Raw genomic sequence first — 13,165 nt, 5'->3', positions numbered from 1 at the left:
CTGGAATCTTAGGTCATAACCCCTATGAACTGCCCCCTGTCAAGTAGACACTTGAAATAATAAAACAAGACTAAGCTGTCTTAGCTCTGTATTCTAAAGGGCTAAGGCCGTTTAATCGTTTTTGATAGCGGTCATGATTATAAAAATGAATGTACTCATCAATCGCCTCTTTTAGGTCCTCAAACGTTTCATATTTCTCCAAATAATACTTCTCACATTTCAATGTCCCCCAAAAAGACTCTATTGGACCATTATCAATACATCGTCCAACTCGGGACATACTATGAGTCATCTTTGCCATATCCAGTTTTCTTTTGAATTCAAGGTGGGTATATTGAAATCCTCGATCACTATGCAAAAGCGGTTGTTCACCATTCAACATGGCAGTTGCTTGATCCAATGTTTTAAACACTAGCTGATTGTTATTTTTACGTCCTAAAACATAACTAATAATAGCCCCATCATATAAATCTCGGATGGCACTCAAATAAGCCTTTGTGGCCTTACCGAACTTAAATTCCGTAACGTCCGTCACCCATTTTTCATTTGGTTTTTTCGCTTGGAATTCGCGATTTAAAAGGTTCTGTGCAACATGATTAGGGGTCGCTTTTTTGTAACGGCTCTTTTTTCTTCGAATAATGCTTTGAATGCCTAAAACACGCATTAACCTATAGATTCGTTTATGGTTATAAGATCTTCCTAACCTTCGATTCAACGTAATGGTCACTCTACGATAACCATAAATCCCCTTCACTTTTTCAAATAAAGTAGTAATCTCTTTCATTAACTTTTCACTTTCCCGTTCACGTTTTGAAGGCTCACGCTTCAACCATTTGTAATAGGCAGACCGGGCAATCTCCGCAATGTCACAGAGCATAACGATAGAAAACCCTTCTTCCTGTTCCAGTTCCTGAATAGCTAAGTATTTCGCCTCATGGCGAATCTGACTTATTTTTGCCTCCTTTCGATCTCCTCTAACTTTTTTAGAAATGCGTTCTCTGCTCGCAATCGTTCATTTTCCCTTTCAAGCCTCTTCATCTCTCGTTGTATCTTCTGTTCAGGAGAAAGTTCCACTTCTTCCTTCTTCCGCCCACGTTTATCTTGGAGGGCTTCTTCGCCACCATTCTCATATTTTTTCACCCATTGATACACTTGTTGGTAAGAGACCTGAAAGGTCTCAGCTGCCTTATGAAAATCCATGCCGTTCTCTAGATAATAGTGCACAATCTCTATTCGTTCATTTAAGGTAGTTTTTCTTTTGTTAGTCATAGTGAACTTCCTTCCTTTTGAAGTATCTTTTAGCTCTCTATGACTATTATAATTCTTAATCCATTTCTGGAGGACAGATTTACTTGAAATTTCATACTTCCTCACAAGTTCTTTTTGAGAGTGCCCCCCGTTAAGGTATTCCTGGACTACCTTCAGCTTAAATTCCTTAGAATACTCCTTTGAGGTAGGGTATAAGCCGTTCTCCCCCAGACTTTCATATCTATCTATCCAATTATATATTGTGGATGGACTAACGTTATTTATATGGGCTAAATCTGTAATAGTGTGAGTACGATTTTCCCAAGTCCTTATGACGTTGATTTTGATATCGAAAGAGTTAGTTTTTTTTGACATAATAAATACTCCCCTTAGCAGAAACAGATTTTTGTTATTTAATCTGTCTACTTAAAAGGGAGCATATCACTATGAAGACCTCTGTCACACAAAAACCTTGAACTGAGGGCCTCATAATTCCTATGAAGACTTCAACCTCAGGAAATTCTTAGTGCATAGGTCTTCATTGGTCAAAATAAAAAAGAAAAAGCTCGGAGCACATCTAAGTGCCCCGAGCTTTTCCTTTGTCTATTCGTCGCTTTCCTCACCTTGCCTTGTGTTCTGGAAAGGTAGAGTTTCCCAAAAACTTGTATCAACAGTGTTAATAGTTCCATCAGCAATTGCTCTCACAGTGGAATCAAGCGTATTAACAGTTTGCTTAATCAAATACCCATTACTCTTCTGCCCAAGAACGGCGGTTGGATTTGTATGATCAGACATTCCTCGCATTTCAAACAATAATGTCGCGATATCATATCTCGAAGCAATTCCATTACGACCAATGTTGTCCGTATTTCCACCAGAGTACTTTCCAAGATGCCCCCAGCCTTTTGACTCAATTTCATGGAACACCACTGCTCCCAACTGCTTGGACTGCTCCACTACAGCCGGGTCAACATTAGGACTTGTCGGGTAAAGGATAGATCCTGACACAAGCTTCCCATCACGTTCACTCTGTGTTCCTTGATGATGTAAATCAATCAAATAATCAATGTCATACTTCTCCAACACATTTGTATGAAGTGCCCGTGCTTCTGGTTGCATCGTTTCTACCGCTTTATCATGCTCACGGTTTAAATCAAAGTTATTTGCATTCGCCCGTGTTAAATGACGGTCTCCGTCTGCAATGTAATTATCTGTAGAAAAGTTCACATCGCCCATCGCGCCGTCAGCATTCAACATTGGTATAACAAGGATATTGACATGATCCAATACAGATTGATTTTTACCAGTTCCAAGATGTTTGATGAATTCCATCGCACCCTCTGTTGTCAGCTGCTCATTTCCATGTTGTTGAGTCAAAAACAGAATGGTTGGGTTGTCCTCGTTTTTAATATATTTGGCCATGTAAATGTCACGGCCTTTCACTGTTTCTCCTATAACCTCAAGCTCCATCGCCTGCTGCTTTGCTTCTTGATTTTGTAAGTATTCTACCAACTCGTCATATGTAGTAAGGATGGAAGTTTGGATAGACTCATTTCCGTTATAGTTCGGACCATTTCCAACTGCATTTGTTGGAAGCGTTCCTGTTGTTAACGTACCGATTGTCATAACTCCTGTTAAAGATAATGCTAATACCGTTTTACTGATCTTTTTCATAATTTCCTCCTCATTTCAGATATTTAGTAACCCTACATATTTCATACTAGATTTTATTGAATAATCTGTAAATGAGGACAAACTCCTTTCTTTCTAACGTTCAGACAATTGATAGATGGTAAGAACTGGGCAAATAGACTTATGCAAGCTTTTTAACAAAAAGAAAAACGCGGACCAAATATCCAGCGTTATCTTAACTTCAACCAATGAATTCCCCAACATGCCTACTCATCTCTTCTGCATTTGTCCAATGTAAATAATGATGGCCATCTAGTGGCACAATTTTATTTTTTTCTACATTTTCCAATTGTTCTTCATAAAAGGTCATCGTAGATCTTCCAGCAGGATTCACCTTATCGTCCTTAGTTTTAAAAATCAAGACCGGTATATTGGACGGAAAAGACATGCTAATCGTTTTGGCGATATTATTACTAATTTCATTTGCTTCCATGATGATGTTTTTATTGTACCCATTCCAGACAGTTAGCGTTTTCGTAATGTCCAGATTATCAGCTGAATATGTCCCTTCTTCTGCCAATGGTAAAAAATCCCCCTCATTCCCCGCTATCACCATCCTTGCAATACCACTTGGAGCTACAACCCTAAGGAAACCTGGCATAGTAGGAACTGGTACATCAAAATAATCGATCGCAGCCGGGAGTGTCGGGTCAATCCCAACGATCGCCTTTACTTCTTCAGGATATGTATTCGCATAGTACGTACTATAGATTCCCCCGATAGAATGCGGCATCAATATGTAAGGTCCTTCTATATTTGCTTCCTGTAGTGCAGCTCTTACTTCCTCCACCATGTTTTCTACCGTTCTATCCTTATCTGTCTTATCGCTCCACCCATAACCAAATGGCTCCACGACTACCACTCTATAACTCTTACTTAACTCATTCATAAGCGGCTCAAAATCTAACACGGGCGCTGACGTTCCCAAACCAGGAAGTAAAATGATAGTACTTGGTCCGTCTCCTTGGGTATGGACATGCATTCTCTCACCATCGACTTCCACCAGTTGCCCCATTGCTTCGTATTTGTTCCTCTCGTAAAAAGTCATACTTTGGTGTAAAATCAACCACAGAACTACTATGCTCAGTAATCCTATAGTTATAAATTTGATCGCTTTCCTAAAACTGAACCTCTTTTTGGTTGTCAAATCTGCCACCATTACTTTCTCCAATATTGTTAATCTATTACATATACGAAATGACAACCGATTAAGTTCCAGCAACCCCCCCCATAAAATGTATTTTTGCTATTTTCTAAAAAAACGTTGACTTCCCTTTCCGACCGTTATAAACTTATCATCATTCAAATAAAAACTTATTTTCTTATCCAGAGAGGTGGAGGGAACGGCCCTTTGAAACCTCGGCAACAGGCTTACTTGTGAAGCACTGTGCCAATTCCTTCAAGCAACCAAGCTTGAAAAGATAAGAAGAGCATAAGCATGCACGGGCGCTAACCTCTTCTTACTTGTTAAGAAGAGGTTTTTTGTCTTCTAAACCCGAGTTTTCCAATTGAATAAATTTAGTTTTCTTATCCAGAGAGGTGGAGGGACTGGCCCTATGAAACCTCGGCAACAGGCTTACTTGTGAAGCACTGTGCCAATTCCATCAAGCAATTGCTTGAAAGATAAGAAAGAGCATGTACATACTGATGCCCTTTTCTTGTCTTTCCAAGAAAAGGGCATTTTTATTTTCTAATAAGGAGGAACCATCATGATTACATTCAAGAACGTCAAGAAAGTCTACAAAAGCGGTGAGCAGGAAGTACATGCACTAGATGGCATCGACCTGAGCATTGAAGAAGGAGAAATCTACGGAGTCATTGGATTCAGCGGTGCCGGAAAGAGTTCGCTCCTCCGTTGTGTGAATCTGCTGGAGAGACCATCATCCGGTGAGGTTCTAGTTGGAGGGACAGATTTATCCAAACTTTCACCACCAAAACTGAGAGAAGCCAAACGAAAAATCGGCATGGTCTTTCAACATTTCAATCTGTTGAATTCCAAGACAGTCTACGAAAACGTAGCAATGCCTCTTCTAATCAGTAACATCAAAAAGGCAGACATTCAAGCAAGAGTCGAAGAGCTTCTCGACTTTGTAGGGCTTGGCGATAAAAAGGAGAACTATCCAGATCAATTGTCTGGAGGCCAAAAACAACGAGTGGGTATTGCAAGAGCTTTGGCAACACGCCCTTCTGTCCTTCTTTGTGACGAAGCAACTTCAGCTCTCGATCCACAAACGACCAGCTCCATCCTTCAACTTTTGAAAAAAATAAACCTGGAATACAAGATCACCATCCTGATGATTACCCATGAAATGTCAGTCATTCGAGACATCTGTGACAAAGTAGCCGTCATAGAAAATGGCAAGATCATTGAACATGGTTCGGTATTTGATCTATTTTCCAACCCAAGGACTTCAACGGCGAAGAACTTTGTCAGCTCTGTATTGAATGATACATTGCCAGAATCAATCAGGAGTCTTGTTAGTAAAAAAGATGATCATCAAGGTATTTACCGTATCAACTTTGTCGGTGAGTCAGCAGGCCAGCCTTTCCTGTCGCATGTGGCAAAGAAATTCCATGTCGATGTGAATGTCCTGTTCGGAAACATTACCGAACTGCAAGGGGTCCCGTTTGGAAACCTGGTGGTGGAGTTAAAAGGAGAACCCTCCGAGATCAAACGCGCTTTATTTTTCATACAACAAGAAAAAGTTTTAGTGAAAGAGGTGAATGCACATGCGAGTTAGTTCCGAGCAAATCATTGATGCCTTATTAGAAACATTATCCATGGTCAGCTTCTCCCTCCTCTTCTCCGTACTGATTGGCTTACCGCTTGGTGTGCTATTGGTTGTAACAAGAAAAGGACACATTCTAGAAAACACGGTATTATTCAACTTTTTAAATCCGGTCATCAACGTTTTGCGTTCGATACCCTTCATCATTTTACTGGTTGCCATCATTCCGCTTACGAGATTGATAGTGGGAACGTCCATCGGGACAGCTGCTGCGACCGTTCCGCTCATCTTTTATGCTGCTCCATATTTTGCAAGATTAGTAGAAAATTCGTTATTGGAAGTGGAGCCGGGTGTACTCGAAGCCGCAGAAGCGATGGGGGCTACACCAACACAGATCATTTTCCGTTTCCTGCTTCCCGAAGCGTTGAGTTCACTTGTACTTGCCATCACCATCGCCACCATCGGATTGATTGGTGCATCTGCAATGGCCGGGGCCGTTGGAGGCGGTGGACTCGGTGACCTTGCGATTACATATGGCTACCAGCAGTTTGACGAAGTCACCATGTTTATCACGGTTGCCATCCTGGTTGTCATGGTCCAGGCGATCCAAAGCTCCGGAAATATTTTATCCAAAAAAATTAGAAGACGATAAGGAGAGTTATACATCATGAAAAAATTACTCAGCTTTGCCATTTTAACGGTACTATTACTTACTGCAGTAGGATGCTCAAAAGACAATGAGACCATAAAGATTGGGGTAAGCGGCACGGACAACCGAATCTGGGATTTTGTAGCGAAGAAAGCGGAAAAAGAAGGTCTGGACATTGAGATTGTCAGCTTTTCCGACTACGTACAACCGAACCTGGCATTGGCCCAGAAGGAACTTGATGCAAACGCGTTCCAGACCATTTCATACTTTGAAGCATTTATCAATGAGCATAATCTAGATCTAACACCGATTGCCACAACTGTTATCGCACCAATGGGTCTGTACTCAGAGAAATATGAAAATGTAGAAGATATCCCAGAAGGCGGTAAAATAGCCGTGCCAAACGAAGCAACCAACATGGGCAGAGCATTTCTCCTTCTGCAAGACGCCGGGCTTATCACATTACCGGAGGATTTTGACGGGAACGGTTCATTAGACAAAATTGTAGAAAATCCTAAAAATCTTGAGATTGTTCCGGTGGTTGCAGGACAGACGCCACGTGTTTTACCAGACGTTGCGGCATCCATTATCAATAACGGGATTGCGGTAGATGCAGGCTTCAATCCAACTGAAGACTCCATTTTCCATGAAGATGATACTGCAACACCATACATCAACATCATTGCGGTCCGTACCGAGGACAAAAACCGGGAAGACCTCCAAAAACTTGCACAGTTATACCAAGAAGACGACGTGAAAGAATTCATTGAAAAAGAATACAAAGGTAGCACAATTCCAACGTTTGTCCCATTAAGTGAAATAGGCGTGGATACTGAAGCAGAATAAAAAGGAGTGGAGAAAATGACAGTAACAATTAACAAAGTAGACGAAAAAACACTGATTATCAAAGAGGATATCAAACAAAAGCAGGCACTCTATCTTTCTACTAGTCACCAGATTCATGAGAGACCGGAAATTGGAAACGAAGAATTCTTTACTTCCTCCCTTCTCACTTCTATTTTAAAAGACGAAGGGTTTACGGTAGAAACGAATGTCGCAGGACATGAAACAGGCTTCATCGCTACGAAAAAGTCAGAGAAGCCAGGTCCCTCCATTGGGTATCTGGCAGAATATGACGCTCTCCCTGGTATCGGTCATGCATGCGGACACAATATCATTGGAACTACAAGTGTGGCAGCTGCAGTGGCATTGAGTAAGGTCTTGGACGAAACAGGCGGAGAAATCACTGTGTTCGGTACACCTGCTGAGGAAGGCGGACCGAATGGAAGTGCAAAAGGAAGCTTCGTTAAACACGGTCTCGTACAACATCTCGATGCAGCCCTGATTGTCCATCCCGGCAATGCAACAAGACTCACGGGACCGACACTTGCCGTCGATCCATTGGATTTTGAATTTATCGGAAAACCAGCACATGCTGCTGCATCACCACATGAAGGTATCAACGCACTTGATTCTGTCATTCAATTATTCAATGGTATCAATGCACTGCGCCAGCACGTGACAGATGATGTTCGCATCCACGGGATCATCACCCATGGCGGCGATGCCCCTAACATCGTACCAGAATACGCAAAAGCACGCTTTTATATACGGGCAGCAACCAGGGAAGGATTGAATGAAGTAACCCACAAAGTGAAAGCAATCGCAGAAGGAGCTGCCTTGACAACCGGTGCGAAACTCAATGTCATTGTATTCCAGAATGAAGTAGACAATATTGTGTTGAATGAGAGCTTGGATGCGGTTTACAAAGAGATTGTGGAATCACTAGGAGAAACGGTTGTATTGGAAGGCAAAGCAGGGATTGGATCAACCGATGTTGGGAACGTGAGCCAAGTGGTCCCTACCATTCATCCATATATTAAAATAGGGCCGGAAACGTTGGTCGGCCATACGGAGGAGTTCAAGGCGGCAGCCCGTTCTCCAGAAGGTGACCATGCATTGTTGGTTGGGGCAGAAGTATTGGCTCTGACAGGGTTGAGACTTTTGACAGATTCAGAGGTCTTGGCGAAAGTAAGAAAGGAATTTGAGTTGGCAAAGAAGTAGTTTTTCTATTAGACAGTTCAATGGGTTCTTACAGCTCTTCGGGCGGTTAGGACCCTTTTATTGGACAGTTCAATGGGGGCTTGTAGTTCTTCGGGAGATTAGAGTCCTTCTATTAGACAATTCAATAGGGCTTTCCACTCTTTGGGGGAATAGAGCCCTTCTATTAGACAATTTAATGGGGGCTTTCTGTTCTTCGTGAGATTAGAGCCCTTCTATTAGACAATTCAATGGCAGCTTTCTGGTCTTCGGGGGAATAGAGCCCTTCTATTAGACAATTCTATGGGGGCTTTCCGGTCTTCGGGGGAATAGAGCCCTTCTATTAGACAATAAATGCGGCCTTACAGCTCTCCAGACTGATAAACTTCAACTTAATCTAAAATGGCTCTACTTAATCCATTTCAATCTATCAAATGCATACCCATAGCTAATGCCCGTTACTTTGTCACAGTAAATAGACCAATACAATTCCTCCTTAATTCACTTCCAAATCACCAACACTATTTCCTGTAAGATTAAGATAGTATGTACTCTCCATGGAAGAAATCATAGTGATTACAGGCGATTTCAGTGTCACTTTCTCCATTTGATTCACATTTGTAAAAATGCTAATCTCAAAGATTACCTCTTTATCTGGAAGAAAGTTGACATGATCAAACTCCAACGTAAACGTTTCCCCCTTCTTTATCTTCGAATTGTCTGCATACTGACCTCCCCCGCTTCCCCCTCTGGGTGTTCCATCTTGAAAATAACTTACCTCATATCCATAGATATCTATATTTGTGTTATTGATAAGGGCCAGATGAAAAGTACCTTCAGCAGGAATATCAGCTCTTGCATACCTAATGCATCCTGAAAGCAATATCATAAAAACCATTGAAATTAGCAGTATCTTTTTCATCCTTAACCCTCCATTTTATAACCATTAATTAACAGTATAATACCACCTAATTTATTGATTATCAATAAAGATATTTTGTTTAAAAACAAAAGAACTCATCTCTTGGGGAGACAAGTTCCATTTAATCGTTTTTATAACATTAACACCATTAATTCCTCATCAAAATAGGTACCATCTATCTTCAAGCTTTTTCTATCTACTCCATATGTAATAAACCCCAAGGATGTATATAACCGTTTTGCAGGATCATTGCCCACTGTCACTGCGAGATAGATTTGTTCAATCTTCTCTAATTCTTTTGCCTTGTTTATCGCCATGTTCATAAGTGCCTTTCCAACACCTGATTTTCGTTGATCAGGCTTCACATACATTGCTACTATAGTGGATCTATGCCTAATTTTCTTTCGCGTTTCACAAATTAAAGTTACTGTACCGACCAAATCTTCTCCTTCAAAAGCTCCAAAGGTGTAGGTGTGGTCATTGTTAAATCTACCTCTGTATTTTTCAACAGAAAACTCTACTTCATCTTCGTAACTGGAGCTGAATGCTTCCGGTTTATTTTTCAATGCCTCCAACCTAATAGATCTATAGTTTTCTGCATCCGTTGGGGTTAATTGTCTTATTATCATAGTTGCGCTCTCCTTTGAATTTAATTTGATGAATTTTCTTTCTCAATTTTCTCAATGATAATGTCTAGCTTTTGCTCGATATTGTTTAGTCTTTGGTTTTTATAAGATACATTAACCAGCAGTCTTCTAATGAATAGAGTGAAAGAAATACTCCCAAGTATTAGAAGTCCGAAAACCACTAATTGAAAAATCGCATCGCCCATTTGGATTCCCCTCCTTCTGTTACCGTTTTCGCTTTCATAGGGATGATTCAGGCGGAGAGAAGCCCTCTCTCCTACCGTTCTCCCTTTCATTCAACACTTCGGGTCTTGATCACATCCACAAAGTATCCCTCAGTCTAGTCCCCCACGCCAAATCCACTTAACTCCAAAATCTCATCCGCTCTCATCTCGGTCCACTCCTCTAGAGTAACGTCTGGATTGCCCTCCAAGAAATCTTCCATAATCCGAAAACCAATTCTATAGTTAGACCACTTTGGAATGCCTGATGAAGGACGTCCCATATGTAGCTTGGTCACAGTCTCCATGTCATAAGAATCCATATTTTCCGTGACGAAGCTCCAAACTTTGTTGGTCGCTTCAGGATTCAGAGGTTCTATCCATGCCACATCATAGTCTTCATACACCAATTTTCCAAAGGTGTCCGCCTTTCCTTCCATGATCACCCTGTCCAAGAGATGTTGCTTTCGATAGGACCAGTCGGAAACTTCCATAGTCACTACATGATGAAACTCATGTGCAATGGTTTGTTTAATGCTCCTTTCCGTATACTTCCGCGGATCGATTTGCAGAACCATTACATCCTTATCTGCAGCAAATGCCACAACCCCACCCATCTCTAAGTAATTAAAATCAGGACTGTGTGGTTGAAGATAGATTCTGACCTTTTCGCTGCCGGTCAGTAAAGCTGTGGAGTCCGCTAACCCCTCTTTTATGAAACTACTAATCTCCTCATACTGATCATCCAGCTGTACAATCATTTCTCTAAGTATATCGGTATTCACTGGAGGGATGTAGAAGGAATCGCCTTCACCATAATATTCATATCCATAGATTTCTTTACTAAAAGGCTTGACGACACGGGCTGAGAACAGCTTCTCCCGATCACCTTTTGTTGCTTCAAGCTCTTCCATGAAGTCTAGATAAGGTTGGTGATATGGAATAATTTCAAACGTTTGGCCATTGATGTTATATGTTTCCACGGTTCCATGTTCTAATATCACTTTTTCTTGAACTTCCTCACTCACGGTTGCTGATACATTTTCACTCTCTTGAAAGTCCTCTTTCCCAAACACTAGATCCGTTTCAATCTCACCAAATCTTATTTTTATATTTTGGTTCTCTGTTATATAATGAAGCGCCTTGCTATCTCCACTTTCGTTTTCGAAAATAAGACTAGCAAGTTCATGGTTGTACCAAGGTTTTTCTGCACCGAAGTTTCGTGGACCTTGATTAATAGCATTAATAATTTCTTCAATCCGTTCCTTTTCATCAATGACAGCCACGCCTTCATTTGGCATTTTAATTGTTAGTTTAGTATAGTCCCCATCTATTACTTTATGGTGGTGAAACCAAAGGACGAAAAGTAAGGGTACACTTACTACTATTAATATCTTGCTGACTAATGTTTTCAATTAATATGTAATGCCTCCTTACTATTAATTGTTTATTCACTCTTGTCTATATACGTTTTAAAAATGGAAAGGTTTTCAATTTTAATTAAAAAAGACGCAGAAGAATTTCATCTTCTCCGTCTATTTAAAATAACGTTTTAATTTATACCCTTAGCATCCCACGGAAACCCCGTGCACCATAGTAAGAGTCAGCTCCATTATGGTACACGAACACGTGATTAAAACGACGATCGCAGAACAATGCACCGCCAAGCTGTCTAATCTCAACAGGAGTTTGCACCCAGCTGGATGTTTTCAAATCGAATTCTCCAAGCTTTTGCAACTCTCGATACTGTTCTTCTGTCAACATTTCAATACCCAATTCCGTTGCCATATCCACTGCACTATTATCAGGCTTAAACTTTTTTCTTGCCTCAAGTGCTGCGCGATCGTAACACACACTTCTGCGGCCCTTTGGACTCTCTTTTGAACAATCGCAAAATAGGTACTCATCTGTCCCTTTATCATAGCCAATGACATCTGGTTCCCCTTCGGTACGTTCCATTTCGGAGAGTGACCAAAGTTTCTGTGCGTTACTTTCCAATTTCACCTGAACTTTATCCCACTCAAGCTCCTCATGACGTTGCATGTTTTTCTCAAACCTCTTCTTTAAAACAGATATTAATTCTTCTACTTGTTCTGGTGATAGACTCTTTTCGCTGGTAGTATTATTTGTCATATTGGTCCGCTCCTTGTTTAAAATTGGTATAGGAGTACTTTTGCGCTATAGCACATCCAAGCACATTGTTTCGTTTGTCCATTTATTAAAAGTGGTATAAATGTACTATATTAAATAGTATAGGAGTTATCTATGAAAATAAACAAGCAACAGCTATTTGACATTATTATCGCCAAAGACCAATCTGGGTTTGAAGTATTCTATGACCAATATGAAATATTACTTTACCAAACGGTTCGTTTCCAGGTCACATCAGCCGAGGAAGCAGAGCGTATTATTACAGATGCCTTAAAAGCAATTTGGAATGACCCAACTTTATTGCACACATTTCAAGAACCCAGACTTTCTTTGCTACTTGTAAAATTAATCTACTCCATGCTATTAAAACCGTTAGAAAAAATGTCTTAAACCGTTACAGTCTGTTAAAATATCTCTCTTTAAACTTCATACTCAGCTCGCTCCACACATCAAATTTATTCCCATCTAGATCTTCAAACACAAAGTTTCTTCCCTTGTGGCCTCTGTTTTCTATTTCCCCTACCTTGATTCCTTGCTTAACAAAATCATGGTGCATCCTCTCAAGTGCGCTTAAACCATCTACTTCAAAAGTTAAAGAGAAACGCACCTGTCCATTGGTATCTATAAAATTCGAGGTTTGACCTTCTTTCGCTTTTACAAGAAACAGACTTTGCTCTGCAAGGTTAATAATTGCTTTGTCCTGATCTTGGTAGTTCAATTCCGCTCCCAAATTGCTTGTATACCATTCAGCAGAAGCTTTAACATCTGCTACGGGAATGTATGTCGTCCCCACTCTCCATAATTTCTCGGTCATTTTACTCCCCCTTTATTCACTCCTGACCTTCTATAGTTCTGATTATTTCAAAATTAAACAACAAAAACAATCC

General features: G+C 40.6%; 14 protein-coding genes and 2 riboswitches. Of the genes, 5 read left to right on the top strand and 9 right to left on the bottom strand.

Annotated elements, in window-relative coordinates; translation table 11 throughout:
- Nucleotides 1-70: 70 nt before the first annotated feature.
- From LG307_RS04960 to LG307_RS04950, 3 genes are all read right to left on the bottom strand, one after another.
- Nucleotides 71-1,623, bottom strand: a protein-coding gene (locus LG307_RS04960) for an IS3 family transposase (protein WP_404448676.1) whose coding sequence is annotated in 2 segments (ribosomal slippage) — nt 71-987 and nt 987-1,623 — 1,554 coding nt in all. Because the reading frame shifts where the segments join, the coding sequence is not laid out codon by codon here.
- Between the two features lie 228 nt (nt 1,624-1,851).
- Nucleotides 1,852-2,922, bottom strand: coding sequence for a M14 family zinc carboxypeptidase (locus LG307_RS04955; protein ID WP_404448675.1), 1,071 nt, complete (start codon nt 2,920-2,922; stop codon nt 1,852-1,854).
- Nucleotides 2,923-3,121: 199 nt separating this feature from the next.
- On the bottom strand, nt 3,122-4,099 hold the full coding sequence (locus LG307_RS04950; RefSeq protein ID WP_404448673.1) for an alpha/beta fold hydrolase: 978 nt from the start codon (nt 4,097-4,099) through the stop codon (nt 3,122-3,124).
- Nucleotides 4,100-4,259: 160 nt separating this feature from the next.
- Nucleotides 4,260-4,368, top strand: a riboswitch (SAM riboswitch).
- Between the two features lie 96 nt (nt 4,369-4,464).
- A riboswitch (SAM riboswitch) is annotated at nt 4,465-4,570 on the top strand.
- A 79-nt stretch (nt 4,571-4,649) separates the two neighbouring features.
- On the opposite strand from LG307_RS04950, the gene LG307_RS04945 reads away from it, so the two are divergent.
- From LG307_RS04945 to LG307_RS04930, 4 genes are read left to right on the top strand one after another with little or no spacing between them, the layout of a single operon-like run.
- Complete coding sequence (locus LG307_RS04945; protein WP_404448671.1) at nt 4,650-5,681, top strand: methionine ABC transporter ATP-binding protein; 1,032 nt, start codon at nt 4,650-4,652, stop codon at nt 5,679-5,681.
- Nucleotides 5,671-6,321 carry a methionine ABC transporter permease gene (locus LG307_RS04940; protein WP_404448669.1) on the top strand — a complete coding sequence of 217 codons (651 nt, stop codon included), beginning with the start codon at nt 5,671-5,673 and terminating at the stop codon, nt 6,319-6,321. Before LG307_RS04945 ends, LG307_RS04940 begins: the two co-directional genes overlap by 11 nt.
- Nucleotides 6,322-6,336: 15 nt before the next feature.
- Nucleotides 6,337-7,164 (top strand): MetQ/NlpA family ABC transporter substrate-binding protein, encoded by an 828-nt coding sequence (locus LG307_RS04935; protein ID WP_404448668.1) that lies wholly within the window; start codon nt 6,337-6,339, stop codon nt 7,162-7,164.
- A gap of 15 nt (nt 7,165-7,179) precedes the next feature.
- Nucleotides 7,180-8,382 carry a M20 family metallopeptidase gene (locus tag LG307_RS04930; protein ID WP_404448666.1) on the top strand — a complete coding sequence of 401 codons (1,203 nt, stop codon included), beginning with the start codon at nt 7,180-7,182 and terminating at the stop codon, nt 8,380-8,382.
- A gap of 472 nt (nt 8,383-8,854) precedes the next feature.
- Here LG307_RS04930 and LG307_RS04925 read toward each other — a convergent pair whose 3' ends face one another.
- The 5 genes from LG307_RS04925 to LG307_RS04905 all read right to left on the bottom strand — a co-directional run bounded on the left by LG307_RS04925 (nt 8,855) and on the right by LG307_RS04905 (nt 12,260).
- Nucleotides 8,855-9,280 carry a hypothetical protein gene (locus LG307_RS04925; RefSeq protein WP_404448664.1) on the bottom strand — a complete coding sequence of 142 codons (426 nt, stop codon included), beginning with the start codon at nt 9,278-9,280 and terminating at the stop codon, nt 8,855-8,857.
- A 131-nt stretch (nt 9,281-9,411) separates the two neighbouring features.
- Nucleotides 9,412-9,909 (bottom strand): GNAT family N-acetyltransferase, encoded by a 498-nt coding sequence (locus LG307_RS04920; protein ID WP_404448662.1) that lies wholly within the window; start codon nt 9,907-9,909, stop codon nt 9,412-9,414.
- Between the two features lie 20 nt (nt 9,910-9,929).
- Nucleotides 9,930-10,112: a DUF4083 domain-containing protein gene (locus tag LG307_RS04915; RefSeq protein WP_404448660.1), complete on the bottom strand. Its 183-nt coding sequence runs from the start codon at nt 10,110-10,112 to the stop codon at nt 9,930-9,932.
- A gap of 134 nt (nt 10,113-10,246) precedes the next feature.
- On the bottom strand, nt 10,247-11,542 hold the full coding sequence (locus tag LG307_RS04910) for a DUF2268 domain-containing protein (protein WP_404448658.1): 1,296 nt from the start codon (nt 11,540-11,542) through the stop codon (nt 10,247-10,249).
- 142 nt (nt 11,543-11,684) lie between these two features.
- Nucleotides 11,685-12,260, bottom strand: coding sequence for a DUF4256 domain-containing protein (locus LG307_RS04905; protein ID WP_404448656.1), 576 nt, complete (start codon nt 12,258-12,260; stop codon nt 11,685-11,687).
- A gap of 132 nt (nt 12,261-12,392) precedes the next feature.
- Between LG307_RS04905 and LG307_RS04900 the strand changes: the two genes are divergently transcribed.
- The gene (locus LG307_RS04900) at nt 12,393-12,668 is read left to right on the top strand and encodes a hypothetical protein (RefSeq protein ID WP_404448654.1); all 276 of its coding nucleotides are present in this window, start codon (nt 12,393-12,395) and stop codon (nt 12,666-12,668) included.
- Between the two features lie 4 nt (nt 12,669-12,672).
- On the opposite strand, the gene LG307_RS04895 is transcribed toward LG307_RS04900, so the two are convergent.
- Nucleotides 12,673-13,092, bottom strand: coding sequence for a VOC family protein (locus tag LG307_RS04895; RefSeq protein ID WP_404448652.1), 420 nt, complete (start codon nt 13,090-13,092; stop codon nt 12,673-12,675).
- Nucleotides 13,093-13,165 lie beyond the last annotated feature (73 nt).

Source organism: Sutcliffiella horikoshii (genome assembly GCF_044809035.1).
GTDB classification, from domain to species: domain Bacteria; phylum Bacillota; class Bacilli; order Bacillales; family Bacillaceae_I; genus Sutcliffiella_A; species Sutcliffiella_A horikoshii_G.
This window is presented reverse-complemented; position numbering and strand designations above follow the sequence as displayed.

What these genes read in the sequence shown, in the direction of transcription:
- LG307_RS04930 (WP_404448666.1), top strand. Translation starts at nt 7,180, where the DNA reads ATGACAGTAACAATTAACAAAGTAGACGAAAAAACACTGATTATCAAA.
- LG307_RS04920 (WP_404448662.1), bottom strand. Translation starts at nt 9,909, where the DNA reads ATGATAATAAGACAATTAACCCCAACGGATGCAGAAAACTATAGATCT.
- LG307_RS04925 (WP_404448664.1), bottom strand. Translation starts at nt 9,280, where the DNA reads ATGAAAAAGATACTGCTAATTTCAATGGTTTTTATGATATTGCTTTCA.
- LG307_RS04950 (WP_404448673.1), bottom strand. Translation starts at nt 4,099, where the DNA reads ATGGTGGCAGATTTGACAACCAAAAAGAGGTTCAGTTTTAGGAAAGCG.
- LG307_RS04955 (WP_404448675.1), bottom strand. Translation starts at nt 2,922, where the DNA reads ATGAAAAAGATCAGTAAAACGGTATTAGCATTATCTTTAACAGGAGTT.
- LG307_RS04905 (WP_404448656.1), bottom strand. Translation starts at nt 12,260, where the DNA reads ATGACAAATAATACTACCAGCGAAAAGAGTCTATCACCAGAACAAGTA.
- LG307_RS04915 (WP_404448660.1), bottom strand. Translation starts at nt 10,112, where the DNA reads ATGGGCGATGCGATTTTTCAATTAGTGGTTTTCGGACTTCTAATACTT.
- LG307_RS04895 (WP_404448652.1), bottom strand. Translation starts at nt 13,092, where the DNA reads ATGACCGAGAAATTATGGAGAGTGGGGACGACATACATTCCCGTAGCA.
- LG307_RS04940 (WP_404448669.1), top strand. Translation starts at nt 5,671, where the DNA reads ATGCGAGTTAGTTCCGAGCAAATCATTGATGCCTTATTAGAAACATTA.
- LG307_RS04900 (WP_404448654.1), top strand. Translation starts at nt 12,393, where the DNA reads ATGAAAATAAACAAGCAACAGCTATTTGACATTATTATCGCCAAAGAC.
- LG307_RS04945 (WP_404448671.1), top strand. Translation starts at nt 4,650, where the DNA reads ATGATTACATTCAAGAACGTCAAGAAAGTCTACAAAAGCGGTGAGCAG.
- LG307_RS04935 (WP_404448668.1), top strand. Translation starts at nt 6,337, where the DNA reads ATGAAAAAATTACTCAGCTTTGCCATTTTAACGGTACTATTACTTACT.